This is a genomic window from Variovorax sp. SPNA7 (genome assembly GCF_033807855.1).
In the GTDB taxonomy this organism is placed as follows: domain Bacteria; phylum Pseudomonadota; class Gammaproteobacteria; order Burkholderiales; family Burkholderiaceae_C; genus Variovorax; species Variovorax beijingensis.
The window spans coordinates 5,589,131-5,607,793 of the sequence record NZ_CP138513.1; the positions used below are offsets into that span (position 1 = coordinate 5,589,131).

Consider the following 18,663-nt stretch of genomic DNA (forward strand, 5'->3'; position numbering starts at 1 on the left):
TGTCCTGTGCACTGGGCACGCTCTGGGTGTATCGCTGGTCAACCAACGCTCTGTCCAACGCACTTTCATCTCTAGTTCTCCCCGAACTTGCGCCGATACAGCACGTCGAACACCACCGCCACGATCAGCACCTGCCCGATGATCACCATGCGCTTGCCGATCGGCACGTCGAGCAGCAGCATGCCGCTGTCGAGCGACTGCATGATCAGCGCGCCCAGCACCGAGCCGAAGATCGAACCGGTGCCGCCCGCGAGCGCCGTGCCGCCGATCACCGCGGCCGCGATCACGTACAGCTCCATGCCCGTGCCGAGCGAGTTGGTGCCCGCGTTGAGCCGCGCGATCGACACGATGGCCGCCACCGTCACCAGCACCGCGAGCAGCGCGAACAGCATCAGCGTGACGCGCTTGACCGGAATGCCCACCAGCGCCGCCGCATCGGGGTTGCCGCCCATCGCGAACACGTAGCGGCCGAAGCGCGTGCGGTGCACGATGAACGACAGCACGATCGCCACCACGGCCCAGATCAGCACCGGGATCGGCAGGCCCTGCGGCGCGTCCTTCGAGGCGATCTGGTAGTTGTTCATGACCGCCGCGAAGACGAACACCACGGCCGCCGGCACCGCCGTGAGCAGCAGCTCCAGCCAGAGCGGCTCGTTGGGCATTTCGTGGTGCGCGCGCGCGCGGCGCTTCTGCAGCATGCGCGCGAACAGCACCAGCGCCACGAAAGCCGCGAGCACCCAGGTCATGGTGGTGCCGATGCCGCCGTCGTAGCCGCCGCCCAGGCGTTGGAAGAACTCGTCGTTCACGGGCTGCGTCTTGCCGTCGGCCACCAGGAAGGCCGCGCCGCGGAACGACATCAGCCCGCCGAGCGTGACCACGAACGAGGGCACGCCCAGCATCGCCGTGAGCCAGCCCTGGTAGATCGACACCAGCAGCGCCACCGCGAGCCCCGCGAGGCAGGCCGCGGGCCACGACCAGCCCGAGGTGTATTGCAGGTACGCGATCAGCACGCCCACGAAGCCCATGACCGAGCCGACCGACAGGTCGATGTGGCGCGCCACGATCACCAGCACCATCACCGTCGACACGATGCCCACCACCGCCGTCTGCTGCGCCACGTTGTAGAGGTTCTCGGGCGACAGGAACACGCCGCCCGACATCACGTTGAAGACCACCCCCATGGCGATCAGCAGCACGCTCATCAGCAGGAGCCGCAGGTCGACGCCCGTGCGCCGCCACCAGCCTGGCGTTGGATTGCTCATTTTTCAGATCCTCTCGAAGGAACAACACATGCGCGGCGGCGGTCCGGGCGGGCCCATGGGCCGGCCGGACGCGGCAGTGCGGCGCGGATTGGTGGCGCTGCTTGCGGCTCGCTCTGCTACTTGCAGGCCGCGGGTGCGCTGGCCGCCGGGACACCCTTGCAGAGCTCGTCCTTCTTGATCCAGCCGGCCTTCACGACCACGTCGAGGTTGTCGCGCGTGACCGGCACCGGCGTGAGCAGGCGCGACGACAGCGAGATCTTCTTCGGCCCGGCATTCCACGGCGCGGCCTTCTCGACCGGCTTGCCCTGCGACAGCGCGATGGCGGCGCTGGCGGCTTCGCGGCCGAGTTCGCGCGAGTCCTTGAAGACGGTCGCGGTCTGCGTGCCCAGCGCAATGCGGTTGAGCGCCGCGAAGTCGGCGTCCTGCCCCGACACCGGAATGCCGCGCAGGCCCTTGGCCGTGAGCGCGGCCACCGCGCCGCCGGCCGTGCCGTCGTTGGCCGCCACCACCGCGTCGACCTTGTTGGCGTTCTTGGTGAGGATCTGCTCCATGTTCTTCTGCGCCACCTCGGGCTTCCAGCCTTCGGTGTATTCGTCGCCGACGATCTTGATGTCGCCCTTCTTGACGGCGGCGTCCAGCACCTCCTGCTGGCCCGCGCGCAGGAAGTCGGCGTTCGGGTCGCTCGGCGAGCCCTTGATGATCACGTAGTTGCCCTTGGGCTTGACCTTGAAGACCTCGCGCGCCTCCATGCGGCCGACCTCGACGTTGTCGAAGGTGATGTAGAAGACGCCCGGTGCCTCGATCAGCCGGTCGTAGGCCACCACGGGCACCTTCTGGCGCGTGGCCTTGGTGACGGCCGGAAGAATCGCGTCCTTGTCCATCGCCAGCACGATGAGCGCCTTGGCGCCCTTCGACATCAGCCCCTCGATGTCGCCCAGCTGCTTTTCGGGCGAGCCGCCCGCGTCGGCGCTGATGTACTTGGCACCGAGCTTCTCGAGCTGGGCCTTGATCGCGGCCTCGTCGGTCTTCCAGCGCTCTTCCTGGAAGTTGGACCAGCTCACGCCGACCACGGTCTGGGCCACTGCGCCCACGGCAGAAAGGCCAAAGGCCATCGCGGCCAGGGTGTGCTTGAGTTGCATGGATGTCTCTCCTTGGAAGGGTGTGCCCGGCAAGAAATGCCGTGTAAGAAATTAGTTAGTTTGAAGGGCGAACTAACTATCCCATCGCGGCCGCGCGCTGGGCACCCGGGAATTCCCGGGGGAATGCGCTTGCATCCCGAGCGAATCGAGCATCGAGAAAATCGATGTTCAGCAAGAAAATATATCGTTTTCGGTTATGAAGGGCACTGCTTAAAGTCCGGCCATCCTGAACTCACAGACCGATGGCCGCCATGAATGCATCCCCCGCGAGAATCCCGTTCCACCTGGCTTTCCCCGTTCGCGACATTGCCGAAGCCCGCGCCTTCTATGGCGACCTGCTCGGCTGCCCCGAGGGCCGCAGCGCGCCCGAATGGGTCGACTTCGACTTCCACGGCCACCAGATCGTGGCGCACCTGGCGCCCGATGAATGCGGCCACAAGGCCAGCAGCGCAGTCGACGGCCACGAGGTGCCGGTGCGCCACTTCGGCGCCATCCTCCCGATGGACCAATGGCAGGCGCTGGCCGACAAGCTGGTCGCGCGCCAGACCCGCTTCGTGATCGAGCCCTACATCCGCTTCAAGGGCGAGCCGGGCGAACAGGCCACGATGTTCTTTCTCGATCCGTCGGGCAATGCCATCGAGATGAAGTCGTTCGCGAACCTGGATTCGCTGTTCGCCGTCTGAGGGCGCCAACGACAGCCCATCGTGATGATTCATTGAACCTTGCATCGATTCTTGAGATGCTCGGTTCATGATCAACGAGCTCAGAACCTTCATCGCCGTCTGCCGCCACGGCACTTTCGCCGCCGCGGGGGAGCGGATCGGCCTGACGCAGTCGGCGGTCAGCAGCCAGGTCAAGCGGCTCGAGGAAGCCCTGGGGTTCGCGCTGTTCGAGCGGACCGGGCGCTCCGCCACCTTGAATGCGGCCGGCCAGACGACGCTGGCGCGCGCGGAGGAGATCTGCGCGCTCTATGCCAAGCTCGGCGAGCTTCCCGACGACGCCGCGGGCGGCGGACTGCTGCGGATCGGCGCCATTGCCTCGGCGCAATCGACGCTCGTTGCGCGGGCGCTTGCAAGGCTGCGCAAGCAGCAGCCGCTGCTGCGCGTCCATGTGTCGCCCGGCGTGTCGATGCGGCTGATGGACGAGCTCGATGCAGGCACGATCGATGCGGCGGTGATCATCCGGCCGCCGTTCGGCATTCTTCCGGAGCTGGCGTGGCAGCCACTGGTGCAGGAACCGTACGTGCTCATCGCGCCCAAAAAACTGCCGGGAAAGGACTGGCGCGCGCTGCTCCAGGAGCAGCCCTTCCTGCGCTACGACCGCGCGTCCTTCGGCGGCCGCATGGTGGAAAGATTCCTCCGGCGCGAAGGCATCGCGGTCAACGATTCGATCGAACTGGACGAGATCGCAGGGCTCATCCACATGGCGTCCAAGGGGCTGGGCGTTGCGCTTGTTCCGCTGGTCGAGGCGCACCTTCCGCTGCCCGCGGGTGTTCGCATGCTCTCGCTCGGCGAGCTCACGTTCCACCGCGAGGTGGGCCTCCTGCTGCGCAAGCCGCGCGCCAGCCCGCCTGCCGCCGCGCAGTTTGCGCAGTGCCTGCGGGAAGCCGCTCAATAGACATCGCGCCGGTAGCGGCCTGCTGCCACCAGCGCTTCGCAGGCCGGCGCGCCCAGCACCTCGCGCAGCCGGTGCGGCACATCAGGCGCTCGCAGGGGTAAGCCCTGTGAGGCGATGTCGTCACGCTTGATACGATTTTTGCCGGAACGCCCCGTCAAGGGCGCTGGAGACACGATGGACCCGAGCAATTCAGGCACGGCGCTGTACCGTGCCATGGTGCGCATCCGCGCCTTCGAAAACGCCGCCGAAACAGCGAGCCAGGGCGGCGTGAGCGCCTATGGCCAGCAGGCCGCCGGTGCCGCCAAGGTGCGCGGGCCGCTGCACCTCTCGACCGGCCAGGAGGCGGTGCCCGCGGGCGTCTGCGCGCATCTGCGCACGAGCGACTACCTCACCTCCACGCACCGCGGCCACGGCCACACGCTGGCCAAGGGCGCCGACCTCGCCCGCATGATGTGCGAGCTGTTCGGCAAGGCCACCGGCTTCAACGGCGGCAAGGGCGGCTCGATGCACATCGCGGACTTCTCGGTCGGCATGCTGGGTGCGAACGGCGTGGTGGCCGCGGGGCTGCCGATTGCGGTGGGTGCGGCGCATGCGCAGAAGCTGCTGAAGGCGGCGCCGGGCCGCTCCCAAGCCGCCTTGCCCCCCTCGGGGGGAGGCCACGGCTTGCCGGGGCCAGGGGGCCATGGTGCAAGTGGCGACATCACGGTCTGCTTCTTCGGCGACGGCGCCATCAACCGCGGCCCTTTTCTCGAAGCGCTGAACTGGGCGCGCGTGTACGGCCTGCCGGTGCTCTTCGTCTGCGAGGACAACCGCTGGAGCGCCACCACCGCGAGCGGCCCGATGACGGCGGGCGAGGGCGCCTCGGTGCGCGCCGCCTCGATGGACATCGCGGCCACGCAGGTGGACGGCAACGACGTGTTCGCGGTGCACGAAACCGCCGCGCGGCTGGTTGCCGAAGTGCGCGGCGGCGGCGGACCGCGGCTGCTGCATGCGCTGACCTACCGCGTGAAGGGGCATGTGTCGGTCGACCTCGCGGCCTACCGCGATCCGGCCGAACTGGCCGCCGCGCTCGAAACCGATCCGATCGCGCGGGCGCGCGGGCACCTGCTGGACATGGGCGTGGCCGCCGCGACGCTGGATGCCATCGAGAATGCCGCGCGCGACGAGGTCGATACCGCGCTGGCCATCGCCGAGGCGGCGCCCTGGCCCGACGCCAGCGCTGCCTTCACCGACGTACAGACCACCGGGGCAGGCCAATGGTATTGAAGGATCTGAGCTATTCCGAAGCCGCCGTGCTCGCAATCCAGCGCGAGATGCAGGCCGACCCGCGCGTGGTGGTGCTCGGCGAGGACGTGGGCCGCGGCGGCATCTTCGGCCAGTACAAGGGCCTGCAGCAGGCCTTCGGCGCCGAGCGCGTGATCGACACGCCGATCAGCGAGGCCGCGATCATGGGTGCCGGCGTGGGCATGGCGCTCGCGGGCCTGCGGCCCGTGGTCGAGATGCGCGTGGTCGACTTCGCGCTCTGCGGCATGGACGAGCTGGTGAACCAGGCCGCCAAGAACCGCTTCATGTTCGGCGGCCAGGGCCGCGTGCCGCTGGTGGCGCGCATGCCCGGCGGCATCTGGGACGCCTCGGCCGCGCAGCATTCGCAGTCGCTCGAGGCCTGGTTCGCGCACCTGCCGGGCGTGGTGGTGGTGAGCCCGTCGACGCCGCAGGACAACTACGGCCTCTTGCGCGCCGCGCTCGCGTGCGGCGACCCGGTGGTCTACATCGAGCACAAGACGCTGTGGGGCCTGCGCGGCGAGGTCGACGAAGACATCGCCGTGCCGCTCGGCAAGGCGCGGCGCGTGCGCGAAGGCAATGCGCTCACGCTCGTGAGCTGGAGCCGGCAGATGCAGGCCTGCGCGGCGGCCTGCGATGCGCTGGCGGCCGAAGGCATCGCGGTCGACCTGATCGACCTGCGCGCGCTCTGGCCCTGGGACCGCGAGACGGTGCTCGCGTCGTGCGCGCGCACCCAGCGGCTGCTGGTGGTGCACGAGGCGGTGCAGGTGGCCGGCTTCGGCGCCGAGATTGCCGCCAGCGCCGCGGAGGCCACGGGCTGCCGCGTGGCGCGGCTCGGCGCGCCGCGCATTCCGGTCGGCTATGCGCCGGTGCTGGAGGCGCAATCGCGCGTCGGCCCCGAAGCCATCGCGGCCGCCGTGAGAAAACTGCTGGGCTGAACCCACCGCGCCATGGACCCGCTGTTCTTCAAGCTGGTGCGGGTGGTCAACCTCACGGCGCGGCCCTTTCACGAGAAGGTGGGCCGCGAGCATCACCTCACGCTCAACGAATGGCGCGCCATGGCGGTGCTCGGCGCGCAGCCGGGGCTCAATGCCACGCAGATCGCCGACCTCACCGGGCTCGACAAGATGGCGGTGAGCCGCGCCCTGGCCGGCCTGAAGCGCCACAAGCGCGTGCAGCCCCTGGGCGATCCCACCGACCGGCGCCGCAGCCGGCTCTACCTCACCGCGGCGGGCAAGGCGCTGCACGAAACCGTCGGCGTGCTGGGCCGGCAGCGCGAGGCCGTGCTGTTCGAGGGCATCGCGGCCGACGAGCTCGCCCGCCTCGATGCGACCCTGGACAAGCTCATTGCCGCCGTCCAGCGCGCCGGATAGCCATCAAGCGGCGAAACCGCCGTCGATGTTGAGGCTGGCGCCGGTCACAAAAGCGGCTTCGGGGCTTGCGAGGTACGCCACCATGCCGGCGATTTCCTCGGGGCGCGCATGGCGGGCCAGCGCCATCAGGCCGTGCATCGCGGCGGCGTTGGGGCCGTCGACCGGGTTCATGTCGGTGTTGACCGGGCCGGGCTGCACGTTGTTGACCGTGATGCCGCGCGGGCCGAGGTCGCGCGACAGGCCCTGCACCAGGCCCTTGAGCGCCGACTTGCTCATGGCATAGGCGCTGCCGCCGGGCCAGGGCATGCGCTCGGCATTGGTGCTGCCGATGTTGATGATGCGGCCGCCCTCGCCCATGTGGCGCACGGCGGCCTTGGCTGCGACGAACACGGCGCGCACGTTGATGTCCAGCGTCCGGTCGAAATCCTCGAGCGAGAAGTCCTCCAGCGTGCCGGGCAGGAAGATGCCGGCGTTGTTGACCAGCACGTCGATGCGGCCGAGCTTGCGCGCGGCCTCGTCGATGCCGGCGGTGAGCGCGGCGGCATCGGCGCTGTCGATCTTCAGCGCCAGCGCGCGGCCGCCTTCGGCCTCGAGGCTGCGCACGAGTTCGTCGGCCGGCGCGCTCGAGCTGGCATAGCTGAAGGCAACGGCGGCGCCGTCCTCGGCCAGGCGGCGCACGATGGCGGCGCCGATGCCGCGCGAACCGCCGGTGACGAAAGCGACCTTGCCCGCGAGCACGGGGGAAGTGGATTTGCTGAGAGCCATGGTGATGTTTCCTGTCGGTTGTGAGGTGGAAGAGCTTCAGTGTCGGGATTCCATTACCTTTGCGGTAGCCATCAATCGGTCCAATCAGATTCAACTCTTGGTTGAAAATGCGCCATGGAACCGCTCAATCACCTCCAGTCCTTCGTGCAGAGCGCCGAAAGCGGCAGCTTCTCGGCCGCGGCCCGCCGGCTCGGGCTCACGCCGGCCGCGGTCAGCAAGAATGTCGCGCGGCTCGAAGCGCGGCTGGGCGTGCGGCTGTTCCAGCGCAGCACCCGCCGCCTCACGCTGACGGAGGGCGGCGAGCGTTTCCTGGGCCAGATCGGCGGGGCGCTCGCCACGTTGCAGGACGCAGTGGCCGGCCTCTCGAAGGACGACGGCCAGCCCGCCGGCACGCTCAAGGTGAGCATGGGACAGGCTTTCGGCCGCGAGCACGTGCTGCCGATGATGGGCGACTTCCTGGCCCGCTATCCGTCCATCCTGCCCGACTGGCACTTCGACAACCAGCAGGTGGACCTGGTGGGCGAAGGCTTCGACGCGGCCATCGGCGGCGGCATCGAGCTGTCGCCCGGCGTGGTGGCGCGCGAACTGGCGCGCATCCATGTGGTGGCGGTGGCCGCACCGGCCTACCTGGCCGGCCGCGCACTGCCGGCGCAGCCCGCGGAACTGGCGCAGCTCGACGCCCTGCTGCGCCGCTCCTCGCCCACCGGCCGGCTTCGCAGCTGGACGCTGCAGCACGCGGGCGGCGACCAGGCCACGGTGGAGCTGCCGCGGCCGCGCGCGATCTTCAACGACCCCGAAGCCATTGCGCATGCCGCGCTGATGGGCCTGGGCGTCGCCATGCTGCCGATGCCCTTCGTCGAGCGCGGCCTGCGCAGCGGCGAGCTGGTGCGCCTGCTGCCCGAATGGCACTTCGACGCGGGCGCGGTCTGGCTCTACTACCCGAGCAAGAAGCTGCTGCCCGCGAAGACGCGCGTGTTCATCGACTTCGTGCTCGAGCGTTTTCGCAGCGAGCGCTTCGCCGAGCGGATGCAGGTGGCATAGACCAGCGCTCCCACGGGGTTTTTACCCGCCATGCGCGCGGCGGTTCCCCTGTACAAACGCCCGCATGACCTCTTCTTCAAATTTCAAGACAAACCGCCGCGCCGCACTGGCCGTTTCCGCCGCCGCCATCGCCCTCGCGGCCACTCCTTCCTGGGCCCAGACCGCCTGGCCGAACAAGCCGGTGCGCATCGTCGTGCCCTTTGCGGCCGGCGGCACCACCGACATCCTGGCGCGCGCCGTCGCGCCCGAGCTGTCGAAGGCCTTCGGCCAGCAGTTCATCGTCGACAACCGCGCAGGCGCGGGCGGCAACGTGGGCGCCGAGATCGTGGCGCGCGCGCCGAACGACGGCTACACGCTCCTGATGGGCACGGTCGGCACGCACGGCATCAACCGCGCGCTCTATCCCAAGCTGCCGTTCGATCCGATCAAGGACTTCGTGCCGATCACGCTGGTGGCGGCCGTGCCGAACGTCATGGAAATGAACGCCGACAAGGCCAAGGCGCTGAACGTCCACAACGTGCAGGACTTCATCAAGTACGCCAAGGCCAACCCGGGCAAGCTCAACATGGCCTCGAGCGGCAGCGGCACCTCGATCCACCTGGCGGGCGAGCTCTTCAAGAGCATGACCGGCACCTTCATGGCCCACATCCCGTACAAGGGCTCGGGCCCGGCGCTGCTGGACCTGGTGGGCGGCAATGCCGACCTGATGTTCGACAACCTGCCCTCGTCGATGGCGCAGATCAAGGCCGGCAAGCTCACGGCGCTGGCCGTGACCAGCGCCAGGCGTTCGCCGGCACTGCCCGACATTCCGACGGTCGAGGAAGCGGGCGGCCCGGCGCTCAAGGGCTTCGAGGCGAGCTCGTGGTTCGGCCTGCTGGCGCCGGCCGGCACCTCGCCCGAGATCGTGAACCGGATCCAGCAGGAAGTGGCCAAGTCGCTCGGCACGCCCGCCATCAAGGAAAAGATGCTCGCCCAGGGTGCCATCCCGAGCGGCAATTCGCCGGCCGACTTCACCAAGCTGATTGCCAGCGAGCACGTGAAGTGGGCGAAGGTGGTGAAGGACTCCGGCGCAAAGGTGGACTGACCCCCAGGCTTCGCGCACTTCGTGTCGCTTCTCTCTCCCCCTTGCCGGGGGCAGCGCCTGCGGCCCGGCGAAGCCGGTTCCGCGGCGCTTCTTGAAGTGAAAAGACAGGCGCTCAGGTCTTCCAGGTCACGTCTTTTTTGTCGGCCAGGGAGTCCCTGAGCATGTGGAGCAGCGGGGCTGCGCGCTGGTGCAGGCCCACGTGCTGCTTCTCGGCCTCGTTGGCATGGCCTTCGACGGCGTAGTCGTCGTGGTTGTGCGGGTTGCTGGCCTCGCGCGCCAGCGCGGATTCGAGCGCCGCAATGGCGCCGGGAATCTGCTCGAGCGTGATGATGCCCTGCGGCGCGGGCGCCTTGCCGACGATGTCGAACAGCTGGCGGGCATGCACCTCCAGCATCACGAAGTCAGGGGAGGCCCGGGACTGGAATCGGTACAGCATGGTTGTTCTCACTCACTTGTAGATGTAGTCACGGGCAAAAGGGTACACCGATTGCGAACCGCGCAAAACACCATGCTCGACCCGGCCGTCGGGCTTGGTCGAAAGCATCTGGTGCAGTGAGATCCAGCCCTGCTCGAAGCTCATGGCCGAGCCCGCCAAGTAGAGGCGGTAGGCCCGCAGGATGCGTTCGGCATTCTCGCCCTGGCGCCCGCCCGCGCGCGCGAGCACCTCGCGCGCAGTGTCCAGCTGCGACTCCAGCGCGTCCGACCAGGCCCACAGCGTGCGCGCGTAGTGCGGGCGCAGGCTCTCGGTATCGACCATCTCCAGGCCCGCGGCCGCCGTCTCGCGCAGCACGTGCGTCACGTGCAGCAGTTCGCCGCCCGGGAAGATGTACTTCTCGATGAAGTCGCCCATGCCCGCGCCCAGCTGGCGGTAGTCGAGCTGGCCCGAGGTGATGCCGTGGTTCAGCACCAGGCCGCCGGGCTTGAGCAGCGAATGGATCTTGCGGAAATAGGTGGGCATGTTGGCCGCGCCCACGTGCTCGAACATGCCGACCGAGGAGATCTTGTCGAAGGGCGCATCGGCGGAAAGTTCTCGGTAGTCGCGCAGCTCCACCCGCACGCGGCCCTGCAGGCCCTTTTCCTCGATCAGGCGCTGCACGTGCGCATGCTGGTTCTTCGACAGCGTGATGCCGGTGGCGTCGACGCCGTAATGCTCCGCCGCCCACAGCAGCAGCCCGCCCCAGCCGGAACCGATGTCCAGGAAGCGCTCGCCCGGCTGCAGCAGCAGCTTGCGGCAGATGTGGTCCAGCTTGGCCTCCTGGGCCTGGGCCAGCGTCAGCCCGGGGGTGCGGAAATAGGCGCACGAATACACCCGGCGCGGATCGAGCCACAGCGCGTAGAAGTCGTCGGAAACGTCGTAGTGGAACTGGATCTGCTCGGCATCCTTGTGCAGCGAATGCGAGTTGTGCGACTTGGCCAGCCGCATCAGGCGGCTCCACCAGGCGGTGTTGGTCTCCGCCGGGTTGCCTGGCAGCATGCCGACCGTGGCGTCGATCAGGTCGCGCATCGCGCCTTCGATCTGGACCCGGCCTTCCACATAGGCCTCGCCGATGGCCCCCACCTGGTGCGCCGCCAGCTTGGCCAGCGCCGACCATTCGCTGAACGCCAGGGTGACACGCGACCCCGGCTTGGCAACTCTTCGGCCATCAGGCAGTTCCAGCGCGATGGGCACGGGCAGCGACGCAAGCTGCGACTCGATCTTGGGTATCAAGCTTTGCATGGTGAAGCGATGGTATTGAGTTTTTCAGTTTTTTGCATGACGCCCGCGGCACCCGGGGTACCCCGCCGGGGATGGCCCCGTTGACAGCAGATTGTTTATGCTTAAACTATTCAATCATGAATAGCCTAACCGCCGGCTTCCCTGCCGCACCCGCCATGGACCTTCAACGCATCCTGTGCATCGGCGGCGGCCCCGCGGGCCTGTACTTCGCGCTGCTGATGAAGGCGCGCAACCCCGCCCTCGAGATCACCGTGGTTGAGCGCAACCGCCCCTTCGACACCTTCGGCTGGGGCGTGGTGCTCAGCGATCAGACGCTCGCCAACCTGCGCGCGGCCGACGCCGAGACCGCCGCGCTGATCGGCAGCGAGTTCCACCACTGGGACGACATCCAGGTGTTCTTCAAGGGCCGGCAGGTGCGCTCGGGCGGCCACGGCTTCTGCGGCATCGGCCGCAAGCGCCTGCTGAACATCCTGCAGGAGCGCTGCCTCGCGCTGGGCGTGCAGCTGGTCTTCGAGACCGACGCCACCGACGACCAGGCGATCGCCGCCCAGTACAACGCCGACCTGGTGATTGCCAGCGACGGCCTCAACAGCCGCATTCGCCAGCGCTATGCCGACGTGTTCAAGCCCGACATCGACCTGCGCAACTGCCGCTTCGTGTGGCTGGGCACGCACCAGACCTTCGACGCCTTCACCTTCGCCTTCGAACAGACCGAGCACGGCTGGTTCCAGGCCCATGCCTACCAGTTCGACGACAAGACCTCGACCTTCATCGTCGAAACGCCCGAGGCGGTGTGGAAAGCCCACGGCCTCGACCAGATGGAGCAGCCCGAGGCCATCGCCTTCTGCGAGAAGCTGTTCGCCAAGTACCTGGGCGGCCATGCGCTCATCAGCAATGCCACGCACCTGCGCGGCTCGGCCAACTGGATCCGCTTTCCGCGCGTGGTGTGCGAGCGCTGGACGCACCGCATCGATGTGCAGGGGCGCTCTGTGCCCGTGGTGCTGATGGGCGACGCAGCGCACACGGCGCACTTCTCGATCGGCTCGGGCACCAAGCTCGCGCTGGAAGACGCAATCGACCTGGCCAACGAATTCGCGCAAGGCGGCACCGTCGACCACGTGCTCGAAGGCTACGAGGCGCGCCGCAGCGTCGAGGTGCTCAAGATCCAGAATGCCGCGCGCAACTCCACCGAATGGTTCGAGAACGTGCCGCGCTACACCGGCATGCAGATCGAGCAGTTCGCCTATTCGCTGCTCACGCGCTCGCAGCGCATCAGCCACGAGAACCTGCGCGTGCGCGACACGCAATGGCTCGGCGGCTACGAGCGCTGGCTCGCCGGCGGCAAGCCTGTTGCGCCCATGCTGATGCCGCTGCAGGTGCGCGGCCTCGCGCTGAAGAACCGCATCCTGGTGTCGCCGATGGCCACCTACAGCGCGGTCGACGGCGTGCCGCAGGACTTCCTGCTGGTGCACCTGGGCGCCCGCGCACTCGGTGGCGCCGCGATGGTGTTCGTCGAGATGACGAGCCCGACGCCCGAAGGCCGCATCACCCCCGGCTGCACGGGCCTGTACAACGACACGCAGCAGGCCGCGTTCAAGCGCATCGTCGACTTCGTGCACACGCAGTCGAGCGCGAAGATCGCCATGCAGCTCGGCCACAGCGGCCCCAAGGGCTCGACCCGCGTGGGCTGGGAAGGCACCGACGAGCCGCTCGAAAGCGGCAACTGGCCGCTGCTGGCCGCCAGCGCGGTGGCCTACGGCGAACAGAACCAGCTGCCGGCCGCGATGACGCACGAGCAGATGGACGCCATGCGCGACCAGTTCGTGGCGTCCACGCGCCGCGCTGCCGAATGCGGCTTCGACTGGCTCGAGCTGCACTGCGCGCACGGCTACCTGCTGTCGGCCTTCATCAGCCCGCTCACCAACCTGCGCACCGACGAGTACGGCGGCGGCATCGAAGCGCGCTGCCGCTATCCGCTCGAGGTGTTCCGCGCGATGCGCGCCGCCTGGCCCGCCGACAAGCCGATGAGCGTGCGCATCTCGGCGCACGACTGGGCACCCGGCGGCAACACCGATGCCGATGCCGTGGTGGTGGCGCGCCTCTTCAAGGAAGCCGGCGCCGATTTCATCGACGTGTCTTCCGGCCAGACAACGCGCACCGCCAAGCCGGTGTACGGCCGCATGTACCAGACGCCGTTCTCGGACCGCATCCGCAACGAGGTCGGCATCTCGACCATCGCGGTCGGCGCCATCACCGACGCCGACCAGGCCAACAGCATCATCGCGGCCGGCCGCGCCGACCTCTGCGCCATCGCGCGCCCGCACCTTGCCGACCCTGCATGGACTCTGCACGAAGCCGCCAAGCTGCAAAGCCGCGATGTCGACTGGCCGAAGCAGTACCTGAGCGGGCGCGACCAGATGTACCGCGAGATCGCCAAGCAGCAGCAGATCGCTGCCGCTGCGAACGCCGCATTGGCTGCCTCCAACAACGAGGAGACGCACTGAAATGAAACCCCCACGCTCATCGCTTCGCGTATCGCTGCCCCCCGGGGGGGCGCGTCAGTGCCTTCGGGCGGCCGGGCGCCACTGACATGGACCTCGAAGCACGCGCCCACAGCGAGCACCCCGAGGCCCTGCGCCTCTGGCTGCGGCTGCTCACCTGCACCCAGCTGATCGAGAAGCAGGTGCGCAACGAACTGCGCTCGCAGTTCGCCACCACGTTGCCGCGCTTCGACCTGATGTCCCAGCTCGAGCGCTCGCCCGACGGCCTGAAGATGAACGAGCTGTCGCGCCGCATGATGGTGACCGGCGGCAACGTCACCGGCATCACCGACCAGCTCGTGACCGAAGGGCTGGTCGAGCGCATCAACGTCGAGGGCGACCGCCGCGCCTGGCGCGTGCGGCTCACGGCGCGCGGACGCAAGCTCTTCAACGAGATGGCGCAGCAGCACGAAGACTGGATCGTCGATGCCTTCGCGGCGCTCAGCGCCAAGGAGATCGCGCAGCTGCACAAGCTGCTCGGCAAGGTCAAGCAACACTCACACAGCCAGATGGCGGAGGCCGAATGAAGCACTACATCGGCGCGGGCAATCCCATGCACGCGCAATTCGAGGCCAAGGCGCCTTACGCAGCGAAGCACTTCGCATGGCACTATGAAGCGGGCGTCGGCACCATCACGCTGAACCGCCCCGAGCGCAAGAACCCGCTGACCTTCGATTCGTATGCCGAGCTGCGCGACCTGTTCCGCGCCTTGACTTATGCAACCGACGTGAAGGCCATCGTGGTCACCGGCGCCGGCGGCAACTTCTGCTCGGGCGGCGACGTGCACGAGATCATCGGCCCGCTCACCGGCATGCGCATGCCCGAGCTGCTCGAGTTCACGCGCATGACCGGCGACCTGGTCAAGGCCATCCGCCACTGCCCGCAGCCGATCGTCGGCGCGATCGACGGCGTGTGCGCCGGCGCCGGCGCGATGATCGCGCTGGCCTGCGACCTGCGCTACGGCTCGCCCGCCACGCGCACCGCCTTCCTGTTCACGCGCGTCGGCCTTGCCGGCGCCGACATGGGTGCCTGCGCGCTGCTGCCGCGCGTGATCGGCCAGGGCCGCGCCTCGGAACTCCTCTTTACCGGCCGCGCGATGACGGCGCAGGAAGGCCAGGCCTGGGGCTTCTTCAATGCGCTGCACGAAAGCGATGCACTGCTCGAAGCGGCCACCAAGGTGGCGCGCGAACTGGCCGAAGGCCCGAGTTTCGCGCACGGCATGACCAAGACCATGCTCTCGCAGGAGTGGTCGATGACCATCGACCAGGCCATCGAGGCCGAAGCGCAGGCACAGGCCATCTGCATGCAGACCGAGGATTTCAAGCGCGCCTACGAAGCGTTTGCGGCCAAGCGCAAGCCCGTGTTCGGCGGAGACTGAAGTCATGATGACGAGGATCCCCGCACCGCCCTCGACAGCGCACCTCGCGCTGCCGTTCTTCGACGACGCGCATCGCGCGCTCGCAAGCGAGCTGCTGCCCTGGTGCGCCGCGCAGGAAGTCGACGAGCGCGACGACCGCGCGGCCTGCCGCGAATGGGTGCGCCGCCTCGGCGACGGCGGTTGGCTGCGCTATGCCGTGCCCGGCAGCGCAGGCGGCGCGCTCGAGCGCCTCGATTCGCGCGCGCTCGTGCTGCTGCGCGAAACGCTCGGCTACCACTCGCCGCTGGCCGACTTCGCGTTTGCGATGCAGGGGCTGGGCAGCGGCGCGATCACGCTCGCGGGCACGCCCGAGCAGCAATCGCGCTACCTCACGGCCGTGGGCAAAGGCGAGAAGATCGCGGCCTTTGCGCTGAGCGAACCCGACGCGGGCTCCGACGTGGCGGCCATGGCGATGCGCGCCGAAACCACGGGCGACGGCTGGCGCCTCAATGGCGAGAAGACCTGGATCAGCAACGGCGGCATCGCCGATTTCTACTGCCTGTTCGCCAAGACCGATCCCGCAGGCGGCACGCGCGGCATCACGGCGTTCATCGTCGATGCGACGGCAGCCGGCCTCGATACCTCCGAGCACATCGACGTCATGGCGCCGCATCCGCTCGCCACGCTGCGCTTCCAGGACTGCATCGTGCCGCGCACGGCGCAGCTCGGCGAACTCAATGGCGGCTTCAAGCTCGCGATGCGCACGCTCGACATCTTCCGCGCATCCGTTGCAGCGGCGGCATTGGGCATGGGGCGCCGCGCGCTCGCCGAAGCCATCGCGCATTCGAAAGGCCGGCGCATGTTCGGCCAGACGCTCGCCGATTTCCAGCTCACGCAGGCCAAGCTCGGCGAGATGGCCGCATTGATCGACAGCGCCGCATTGCTCACCTACCGCGCCGCATGGATGCGCGACGACGCCGAACGGCGCGGCGCACCCGCGGTGGGCGACGTGTCGGCCGCCGCCGCCATGGCCAAGATGTGCGCCACCGAGAACGCGAGCCGCGTGATCGACATGGCGCTGCAGATGCACGGCGGCCTCGGCGTGAAGGTTGGCACGAAGATTGAAAGCCTCTACCGCGACATCCGCTCGCTGCGCATCTACGAAGGCGCGACGGAGGTTCAACAACTGATCATCGGCAAATCCGTTTTGCGGGGATAAACATCGTGTCTGCCCAAGTCGACCGCTTCGTTCACGACCGCCTGCCGCCCGCCGAGCAGCTTCCGGTCTTCCGCTACGACCTTCCGGAGCTGCAGCTGCCCGACCAGCTGAACCTCGTCGAGGAGCTCCTGGACAAGGCGCCCGCCAAGGGCTTCGGCGACAAGCCGATGCTGCGTTCGCCCGCCGGCACGCTGACCTATTCGCAGGCCGCCGTCGAAGTCAACCGCATCGCGCAGGTGCTGACCGAGGACCTCGGCCTCGTGCCCGGCAACCGCGTGCTGCTGCGCGGCGGCAACTCGGTGGCCATGGCGCTGTCGTGGCTCGCGGTGGTCAAGGCCGGGTTGATCGCGGTGGCCACCATGCCGCTGCTGCGCGCCAAGGAACTCGGCGAGATCATCGAGAAGGCACGTCCCGTGGCGGCGCTGTGCGACGGACGGCTGCTCGACGAGCTCGTGCTGGCGCAGCGGGAGCATCCCGTGCTCGCATCGGTGATCGCGTTCAACAAGCCGGATGCGCCCGATTCGCTGTCGGCACGCGCGGCGGGCAAGAGCGGCGTGTTCACCGCCTGCCCCACGGCATCGGACGACATCGCCCTGCTCGCGTTCACCTCCGGCACCACGGGCAAGCCCAAGGCACCGGTCACCACGCACCGCGACGTGCTCGCGATGTGCGAGACCTGGCCGCGCCATGTGCTGCAGGCGCGCAGCGACGACATCGTGATCGGCTCGCCACCGCTGGCCTTCACCTTCGGGCTCGGCGGGCTGCTGGTGTTCCCGATGTGGGCCGGCGCCTCGGTGTACTTTGCCGATGCGCCGTTCACGCCCGAAGGCCTCGTGAAGCTCATCAACGAGGTCGGCGCGACCATCTGCTACACGGCACCCACCTTCTATCGCCAGATGGCGCCCTTCGTGCGCCAGCACGGCGCGCCGAGCCTGCGCATCTGCGTGAGCGCGGGCGAGGCGCTGCCCGACGCCACGCGGCAGCTGTGGAAGGAAGCCACCGGCATCGAGATGCTCGACGGCATCGGCGGCACCGAGGTGTTCCACATCTACATCTCCGCCGCCGGCGACCAGGTGCGCCGCGGCGCGGTCGGCAAGGTGGTGCCCGGCTTCACCGCCAGGGTGGTGGACGACCAGGGCAACGAAGTGCCGCGCGGCACGATCGGCAAGCTGGCGCTGCAGGGCCCGGTCGGCTGCCGCTACCTTGACGACCCGCGCCAGGCCGACTACGTGAAGAACGGCTGGAACTACCCCGGCGATTCGTTCGTGCAGGACGACGACGGCTATTTCTTCTACCAAGCGCGTGCCGACGACATGATCATCACGGCCGGCTACAACGTCGGCGGGCCCGAGGTCGAGGATGCGCTGCTCAAGCACCCGGCCGTGGCCGAGTGCGGCGTGATCGGCAAGCCCGACGCCGACCGCGGCATGATCGTGAAGGCCTTCTGCGTGCTGAAGCCCGGCCATGAAGGCGATGCGGTGCTCGTCAAGGCGCTGCAGGACCATGTGAAGGCCACCATCGCGCCGTTCAAATACCCGCGGGAGATCGAGTTCGTGACGGTGCTGCCGCGCACCGAGACCGGCAAGCTCCAGCGATTCAAACTGAGACAACTCAACGACGACAACACCACATCATGATGAACAAACTCTTGCAGCCCCCGGGCTGGTTGCCCCCCAAGGGCTATGCGAATGGCGTGGCCGCGCGCGGCACCATGGTGTTCGTCGGCGGCCAGATCGGCTGGAATGCGCAGCAGCAGTTCGAGTCGGACGACTTCATCGAGCAGTGCGGCCTGGCGCTGCGCAACATCGCCGAAGTGCTGCGCGAAGCCGGCGCCGGCCCCGAACACATGGTGCGCATGACCTGGTACGTGACCGACCGCGACGAATACAGCCGCCGCCTCGGCGAGCTCGGCCCGGTGTACCGCGATGCGATGGGGCGCAATTTCCCAGCCATGACCTGCGTGCAGGTGGCGGCGCTGGTCGAGCACCGCGCCAAGGTCGAAATCGAGGTCACGGCGGTCATTCCGGACTGACGGAACGCGCAGGAGCCGCCCGCGCAGCACAAACAGGAATGCCCTCATCGCGAGGGCATTTTTTATGGATGGACGGATTCGCCGCTCCGAAGATCTTCGGCCAAAGAAAAAGGCCCTTTGAAAATTCAAAGGGCCTTTTAAATTGGTTGCGCGAGCAAGATTTGAACTTGCGACCTTTGGGTTATGAGCCCAACGAGCTACCAGGCTGCTCCATCGCGCGGCAAGATGGAATTATA

At 68.1% G+C, this 18,663-nt stretch carries 18 protein-coding genes and 1 tRNA gene; 13 read left to right on the plus strand and 6 right to left on the minus strand.

Annotated features, from left to right (window positions below; translation table 11 throughout):
* Positions 1 to 71: 71 nt before the first annotated feature.
* Together RZE77_RS26210 and xylF are read right to left on the minus strand one after the other, a co-directional pair.
* Positions 72 to 1,262 carry a sugar ABC transporter permease gene (locus tag RZE77_RS26210; protein WP_319439916.1) on the minus strand — a complete coding sequence of 397 codons (1,191 nt, stop codon included), beginning with the start codon at positions 1,260 to 1,262 and terminating at the stop codon, positions 72 to 74.
* 116 nt (positions 1,263 to 1,378) lie between these two features.
* On the minus strand, positions 1,379 to 2,401 hold the full coding sequence (xylF, locus tag RZE77_RS26215; RefSeq protein WP_319439917.1) for a D-xylose ABC transporter substrate-binding protein: 1,023 nt from the start codon (positions 2,399 to 2,401) through the stop codon (positions 1,379 to 1,381).
* A gap of 242 nt (positions 2,402 to 2,643) precedes the next feature.
* Here xylF and RZE77_RS26220 point away from each other — a divergent pair, with 242 nt between their 5' ends.
* The 5 genes from RZE77_RS26220 (at position 2,644) to RZE77_RS26240 (ending at position 6,672) form a co-directional block, all read left to right on the plus strand.
* A complete protein-coding gene (locus RZE77_RS26220; RefSeq protein WP_405546624.1) occupies positions 2,644 to 3,084 on the plus strand; it encodes a VOC family protein in 441 nt (146 codons plus the stop codon).
* A 67-nt stretch (positions 3,085 to 3,151) separates the two neighbouring features.
* On the plus strand, positions 3,152 to 4,018 hold the full coding sequence (locus RZE77_RS26225; protein WP_319439919.1) for a LysR family transcriptional regulator: 867 nt from the start codon (positions 3,152 to 3,154) through the stop codon (positions 4,016 to 4,018).
* A 174-nt stretch (positions 4,019 to 4,192) separates the two neighbouring features.
* Positions 4,193 to 5,284, plus strand: a complete 1,092-nt coding sequence (locus RZE77_RS26230; RefSeq protein ID WP_319439920.1) for a thiamine pyrophosphate-dependent dehydrogenase E1 component subunit alpha — start codon at positions 4,193 to 4,195, stop codon at positions 5,282 to 5,284.
* A complete protein-coding gene (locus tag RZE77_RS26235) occupies positions 5,275 to 6,237 on the plus strand; it encodes an alpha-ketoacid dehydrogenase subunit beta (RefSeq protein ID WP_319439921.1) in 963 nt (320 codons plus the stop codon). Before RZE77_RS26230 ends, RZE77_RS26235 begins: the two co-directional genes overlap by 10 nt.
* Before the next feature lie 12 nt (positions 6,238 to 6,249).
* Complete coding sequence (locus RZE77_RS26240) at positions 6,250 to 6,672, plus strand: MarR family winged helix-turn-helix transcriptional regulator (RefSeq protein ID WP_319439922.1); 423 nt, start codon at positions 6,250 to 6,252, stop codon at positions 6,670 to 6,672.
* 3 nt (positions 6,673 to 6,675) lie between these two features.
* Here the strand turns inward: RZE77_RS26240 and RZE77_RS26245 are convergent, their stop codons facing one another.
* Complete coding sequence (locus tag RZE77_RS26245) at positions 6,676 to 7,437, minus strand: SDR family oxidoreductase (protein WP_319439923.1); 762 nt, start codon at positions 7,435 to 7,437, stop codon at positions 6,676 to 6,678.
* A 114-nt stretch (positions 7,438 to 7,551) separates the two neighbouring features.
* On the opposite strand from RZE77_RS26245, the gene RZE77_RS26250 reads away from it, so the two are divergent.
* Positions 7,552 to 8,478 carry a LysR family transcriptional regulator gene (locus tag RZE77_RS26250; protein ID WP_062364132.1) on the plus strand — a complete coding sequence of 309 codons (927 nt, stop codon included), beginning with the start codon at positions 7,552 to 7,554 and terminating at the stop codon, positions 8,476 to 8,478.
* Positions 8,479 to 8,542: 64 nt separating this feature from the next.
* Positions 8,543 to 9,562 (plus strand): Bug family tripartite tricarboxylate transporter substrate binding protein, encoded by a 1,020-nt coding sequence (locus RZE77_RS26255; RefSeq protein WP_319439924.1) that lies wholly within the window; start codon positions 8,543 to 8,545, stop codon positions 9,560 to 9,562.
* Between the two features lie 112 nt (positions 9,563 to 9,674).
* Here RZE77_RS26255 and RZE77_RS26260 read toward each other — a convergent pair whose 3' ends face one another.
* Together RZE77_RS26260 and RZE77_RS26265 are read right to left on the minus strand one after the other, a co-directional pair.
* Positions 9,675 to 9,998 (minus strand): DUF1840 domain-containing protein, encoded by a 324-nt coding sequence (locus tag RZE77_RS26260; protein ID WP_145739360.1) that lies wholly within the window; start codon positions 9,996 to 9,998, stop codon positions 9,675 to 9,677.
* A 12-nt stretch (positions 9,999 to 10,010) separates the two neighbouring features.
* Positions 10,011 to 11,279, minus strand: coding sequence for a cyclopropane-fatty-acyl-phospholipid synthase family protein (locus tag RZE77_RS26265; RefSeq protein ID WP_319439925.1), 1,269 nt, complete (start codon positions 11,277 to 11,279; stop codon positions 10,011 to 10,013).
* A gap of 155 nt (positions 11,280 to 11,434) precedes the next feature.
* Between RZE77_RS26265 and RZE77_RS26270 the strand changes: the two genes are divergently transcribed.
* The 6 genes from RZE77_RS26270 (at position 11,435) to RZE77_RS26295 (ending at position 18,427) form a co-directional block, all read left to right on the plus strand.
* Positions 11,435 to 13,783 carry a bifunctional salicylyl-CoA 5-hydroxylase/oxidoreductase gene (locus RZE77_RS26270; RefSeq protein ID WP_319439926.1) on the plus strand — a complete coding sequence of 783 codons (2,349 nt, stop codon included), beginning with the start codon at positions 11,435 to 11,437 and terminating at the stop codon, positions 13,781 to 13,783.
* Positions 13,784 to 13,869: 86 nt separating this feature from the next.
* On the plus strand, positions 13,870 to 14,346 hold the full coding sequence (locus tag RZE77_RS26275) for a MarR family winged helix-turn-helix transcriptional regulator (RefSeq protein ID WP_015867787.1): 477 nt from the start codon (positions 13,870 to 13,872) through the stop codon (positions 14,344 to 14,346).
* Positions 14,343 to 15,197, plus strand: a complete 855-nt coding sequence (locus RZE77_RS26280; protein WP_018905174.1) for an enoyl-CoA hydratase family protein — start codon at positions 14,343 to 14,345, stop codon at positions 15,195 to 15,197. The genes RZE77_RS26275 and RZE77_RS26280 overlap by 4 nt, the downstream gene beginning before the upstream one ends.
* Positions 15,198 to 15,201: 4 nt before the next feature.
* Positions 15,202 to 16,395, plus strand: coding sequence for an acyl-CoA dehydrogenase family protein (locus tag RZE77_RS26285; protein ID WP_319439927.1), 1,194 nt, complete (start codon positions 15,202 to 15,204; stop codon positions 16,393 to 16,395).
* Between the two features lie 5 nt (positions 16,396 to 16,400).
* A complete protein-coding gene (locus RZE77_RS26290; RefSeq protein ID WP_319439928.1) occupies positions 16,401 to 18,032 on the plus strand; it encodes an AMP-binding protein in 1,632 nt (543 codons plus the stop codon).
* Positions 18,029 to 18,427: a RidA family protein gene (locus RZE77_RS26295; RefSeq protein WP_015867791.1), complete on the plus strand. Its 399-nt coding sequence runs from the start codon at positions 18,029 to 18,031 to the stop codon at positions 18,425 to 18,427. The genes RZE77_RS26290 and RZE77_RS26295 overlap by 4 nt, the downstream gene beginning before the upstream one ends.
* A 143-nt stretch (positions 18,428 to 18,570) precedes the next feature.
* On the opposite strand, the gene RZE77_RS26300 is transcribed toward RZE77_RS26295, so the two are convergent.
* A tRNA-Met gene (locus tag RZE77_RS26300) sits at positions 18,571 to 18,647 on the minus strand.
* Between the last annotated feature and the right edge of the window lie 16 nt (positions 18,648 to 18,663).

Coding starts and splice junctions, on each gene's coding strand:
- RZE77_RS26210 (WP_319439916.1), bottom strand. CDS start 1,262: ATGAGCAATCCAACGCCAGGCTGGTGGCGGCGCACGGGCGTCGACCTG.
- xylF (WP_319439917.1), bottom strand. CDS start 2,401: ATGCAACTCAAGCACACCCTGGCCGCGATGGCCTTTGGCCTTTCTGCC.
- RZE77_RS26220 (WP_405546624.1), top strand. CDS start 2,644: ATGGCCGCCATGAATGCATCCCCCGCGAGAATCCCGTTCCACCTGGCT.
- RZE77_RS26225 (WP_319439919.1), top strand. CDS start 3,152: ATGATCAACGAGCTCAGAACCTTCATCGCCGTCTGCCGCCACGGCACT.
- RZE77_RS26230 (WP_319439920.1), top strand. CDS start 4,193: ATGGACCCGAGCAATTCAGGCACGGCGCTGTACCGTGCCATGGTGCGC.
- RZE77_RS26235 (WP_319439921.1), top strand. CDS start 5,275: ATGGTATTGAAGGATCTGAGCTATTCCGAAGCCGCCGTGCTCGCAATC.
- RZE77_RS26240 (WP_319439922.1), top strand. CDS start 6,250: ATGGACCCGCTGTTCTTCAAGCTGGTGCGGGTGGTCAACCTCACGGCG.
- RZE77_RS26245 (WP_319439923.1), bottom strand. CDS start 7,437: ATGGCTCTCAGCAAATCCACTTCCCCCGTGCTCGCGGGCAAGGTCGCT.
- RZE77_RS26250 (WP_062364132.1), top strand. CDS start 7,552: ATGGAACCGCTCAATCACCTCCAGTCCTTCGTGCAGAGCGCCGAAAGC.
- RZE77_RS26255 (WP_319439924.1), top strand. CDS start 8,543: ATGACCTCTTCTTCAAATTTCAAGACAAACCGCCGCGCCGCACTGGCC.
- RZE77_RS26260 (WP_145739360.1), bottom strand. CDS start 9,998: ATGCTGTACCGATTCCAGTCCCGGGCCTCCCCTGACTTCGTGATGCTG.
- RZE77_RS26265 (WP_319439925.1), bottom strand. CDS start 11,279: ATGCAAAGCTTGATACCCAAGATCGAGTCGCAGCTTGCGTCGCTGCCC.
- RZE77_RS26270 (WP_319439926.1), top strand. CDS start 11,435: ATGGACCTTCAACGCATCCTGTGCATCGGCGGCGGCCCCGCGGGCCTG.
- RZE77_RS26275 (WP_015867787.1), top strand. CDS start 13,870: ATGGACCTCGAAGCACGCGCCCACAGCGAGCACCCCGAGGCCCTGCGC.
- RZE77_RS26280 (WP_018905174.1), top strand. CDS start 14,343: ATGAAGCACTACATCGGCGCGGGCAATCCCATGCACGCGCAATTCGAG.
- RZE77_RS26285 (WP_319439927.1), top strand. CDS start 15,202: ATGATGACGAGGATCCCCGCACCGCCCTCGACAGCGCACCTCGCGCTG.
- RZE77_RS26295 (WP_015867791.1), top strand. CDS start 18,029: ATGATGAACAAACTCTTGCAGCCCCCGGGCTGGTTGCCCCCCAAGGGC.